Genomic DNA, 3,415 nt, shown 5'->3' with positions numbered 1-3,415 from the left:
GTCAGGTTCGCCCCTCAACGGAGGTCCCCCATGTCCCTGCGCTCCCGTCTCCCCATAGCGGTCGCCGCCTGCGCCCTCGCCGTCACCGCCCTCGCCACGCCCGCCGTCGCCGGTGACGAGTGGGGCGACGACGACCCCCAGAGCAGCTCCGGGAACCACCAGAGCCAGGGCCAGGGCCAGGGGCAGGGGCAGGGGCAGGGGCAGGGGCAGAACCAGAACTCACGCCTGGCCAGGGGTGTCGTGACGGCCAGTTCGCTGGCGTTGCGCAGTGCGCCCAACCGGGGCGGGCAGATCATCCGGTGGGCCGAACGGGGTGAGGTCGTGTCCATCTTCTGCCGGACCAACGGCCAGAGCGTCCAGGGCAACCGCCAGTGGTACCTCCTGACGGACGGCACCTGGGCCTGGGGCTCCGCCCGGTACATCAGGACCCTCGGTTCGGCGCCACGCTGGTGCTGACATCTCACGCAAGCTAGGCAGACATCACATGCTATTTGGGTAGGTTCCGGACATGACCAAGGCCGGAATCACCGTGGCCCCCGCGGACACCTCCGCTCGCGCGGTACGCCTCCCCCGGCGCCGTGGCGTAGAACTGGCCCTCATCGTCCTCGCCGTGCTGCTGTCGGTGTACGGCTACTGCGCCGTCGGCCTCGCCAGGAACGGCACCGTCCCGCCCGGCGCCGCCGGATACGGCGCCGGGCTCGGCGTGCTCGCGTTCGTCGCCCATCTGGCGGTGCGGCTGAGGGCGCCGTACGCCGATCCGCTCCTGTTGCCCATCGGGGTGCTGCTCAACGGCCTGGGCCTGGTGCTGATCTACCGGCTCGACCTGGAGACGCCCGGCGACCGCGCCGCCCCCACCCAGCTCGTGTGGTCCACGGTCGGGGTGACCCTGTTCATTGTGGTCGTCCTGATGCTGCGCGACCACCGCGTGCTCCAGCGGTATGCCTACGTGTGCGTCGCCGCCGCGCTCGCGCTGCTGATCCTGCCGATCCTCTTCCCGGCCGTGAACGGCGCCCGCATCTGGATCCGGATCGCCGGGTTCTCCATCCAGCCGGGCGAGTTCGCGAAGGTGCTGCTGGCCGTGTTCTTCGCCGCCTACCTCGCGACCAACCGGAACGCGCTGGCGTTCACCGGGCGGCGGTTCTGGGGGCTGCAACTGCCCACCGGCCGGGTGCTGGGCCCGCTGCTCGCCATCTGGCTGCTCAGCGTCGGGGTCCTGGTCCTGGAGCGCGACCTCGGCACCTCGCTGCTGTTCTTCGGGCTCTTCGTCGTCCTGCTGTACGTCGCCACCGGACTCACCGGCTGGATCGCGATCGGCCTGCTGCTGGCCACCGTCGGCGCCTTCGCCGTGGGCTGGCTGGAACCGCATGTGCACAGCAGGGTGGAGGACTGGCTGCACCCGTTCGCGTCGATCGAGGCGGGCCAGGGGCCGAATCAGCTCGCGCAGTCCCTGTTCGCCTTCGCGGCGGGCGGGGTCCTCGGCACCGGGCTCGGCCTCGGCCACTCCGTCCTGATCGGCTTCGCCGCCAAGTCGGACTTCATCCTGGCGACGGCGGGCGAGGAACTGGGCCTGGCCGGCCTGTCCGCCGTCTTCCTGCTGTACGCCCTTCTCGTGGAGCGCGGCTACCGGACGGGCCTCGCCCTGCGCGACCCCTTCGGACGGCTCCTGGCCGTCGGGCTCGCCTCGATCGTCGCGCTCCAGGTGTTCGTGATCGCGGGCGGGGTCGGCGGACTGATCCCGCTCACCGGCATGGCGATGCCGTTCCTCGCCCAGGGCGGCTCGTCGGTCGTCACCAACTGGGCGATCGTCGCCCTGCTGATCCGGGTGAGCGACTCGGCCCGCCGCCAGTACGACGGCAAGGAGACCCCGTGACCGCCCGAGGCCCCGGTATGACCCGCTACATCCGGCACGCCGCCTGCTTCTGCGTCCTGCTGCTCACGGCGCTGCTCGTCAACGCCATCCGCGTCCAGGTCTTCGAGGCCCGGGCGCACGCCGAGAACCCGGCCAACCGCCGCGAGAACATCGCCCGGTACGGCCGGGAGCGCGGGGACATCCTGGTCGGCGGGCGGCCGGTCACCGGCTCCCGGGACACCGGGGAGCAGCTCCGCTACGAACGGACGTACACGGACGGGCCGTTGTACGCGCCGGTCACCGGTTTCGCCTCGCAGGAGTACGGCACGAGCCTGCTGGAGCACAGCGAGGACGCGGTCCTGTCCGGCACGGACCCGATGCTGAGGCCGTTCCCGCTGTGGAACGACTTCACGGGGAGCCGCAACCCGGGCGGGGACGTCGTCACGACCCTCGACGCGGCCGCGCAGCAGGCGGCCTACCGCGGGCTGGCCGGGCGCAAGGGCGCGGTGGCGGCCGTGGAGCCGGCGACGGGACGCGTCCTCGCGCTGGTGTCCTCGCCGTCGTACGACCCGGGGGTGCTGTCGGGCAACAGCGCGGGGGTGGGCCAGTCGTGGGCGTGGCTGAACGGCAACCCGGACCGGCCGATGCTCAACCGGGCGGTACGGCAGACGTATCCGCCGGGTTCGACGTTCAAGGTGGTCACCGCGGCGGCCGCGCTGGACGCGAAGGTGATCGAGGACGTGGACGCGCCGACCGACTCGCCGGCGCCGTACACCCTGCCCGGCACCACGACCTCGCTCGGCAACGAGTCCGAGGGCTGCCGGAACCTGTCCCTGCGGGAGGCCTTCCGGTGGTCGTGCAACACGGTGTTCGCGAAGCTCGGGGTGGACGTGGGGGTGCGTGACATGACGGCCACCGCGCGCGCCTTCGGCTTCAACGACCCGGCGCTGCGCATCCCGTTCTCGGTGGCCCGCAGCACCTTCGACCCGACCGTGGACCGGGCGCAGCTCGCCCTGTCGTCGATCGGCCAGTACAACACCCGCGCCACCCCGCTCCAGATGGCCATGGTCTCGGCGGCCGTCGCCAACGGCGGGCAGATCCGCACGCCTTACCTCGTGGAGCGGACCACCACGGCCGGCGGCAGCGTCGTGGCCACGGCGGCTCCGCGTCCGGTGCGGCAGGCGATGGAACCGGCGACGGCCGCGGTGCTGAAGGAGCTCATGACCCAGGTGGTGACCGAGGGCACCGGCACCAACGCGGCCATCCCCGGCGCGGTCGTCGGCGGCAAGACCGGCACCGCCCAGCACGGCATCGGCAACGCCGGGATGCCGTACGCCTGGTTCGTGGCGTGGGCGCAGGGCGAGCGGGACATGGAGCCCGAGGTCGCGGTGGCGGTGGTGGTGGAGGACGCGTCGGCGGACCGGGGGGACATCACCGGGGGCGGGGTGGCCGCGCCGATCGCGCGGGCGGTTATGAAGGCGGTGCTCAACTCCAAGGAATGAGACGGGGGTTGAGGGCCTCCGAGCGACCGACCTACCGTTCGGTCCATGACTGAATCGACCGCGT

3 protein-coding genes are annotated in these 3,415 nt (G+C 72.1%); all 3 read left to right on the top strand.

Going from position 1 to position 3,415, the window contains the following annotated elements; genetic code table 11:
• Window positions 1–30 precede the first annotated feature (30 nt).
• The 3 genes from AOJ26_RS11550 to AOJ26_RS11540 are packed head-to-tail and all read left to right on the top strand — an operon-like array spanning window position 31 to window position 3,351.
• Complete coding sequence (locus AOJ26_RS11550; protein WP_053848152.1) at window positions 31–456, top strand: SH3 domain-containing protein; 426 nt, start codon at window positions 31–33, stop codon at window positions 454–456.
• A gap of 52 nt (window positions 457–508) precedes the next feature.
• Window positions 509–1,870, top strand: a complete 1,362-nt coding sequence (locus AOJ26_RS11545) for an FtsW/RodA/SpoVE family cell cycle protein (protein ID WP_053848151.1) — start codon at window positions 509–511, stop codon at window positions 1,868–1,870.
• A gap of 17 nt (window positions 1,871–1,887) precedes the next feature.
• On the top strand, window positions 1,888–3,351 hold the full coding sequence (locus AOJ26_RS11540; RefSeq protein WP_053848150.1) for a peptidoglycan D,D-transpeptidase FtsI family protein: 1,464 nt from the start codon (window positions 1,888–1,890) through the stop codon (window positions 3,349–3,351).
• Window positions 3,352–3,415 lie beyond the last annotated feature (64 nt).

It is taken from the genome of Streptomyces sp. NRRL B-24085 (genome assembly GCF_001282115.1).
Taxonomy (GTDB): Bacteria; Actinomycetota; Actinomycetes; order Streptomycetales; family Streptomycetaceae; genus Streptomyces.
The sequence above is the reverse complement of the archived record's forward strand: the minus strand, read 5'-3'. Positions and strand labels throughout refer to the sequence as shown.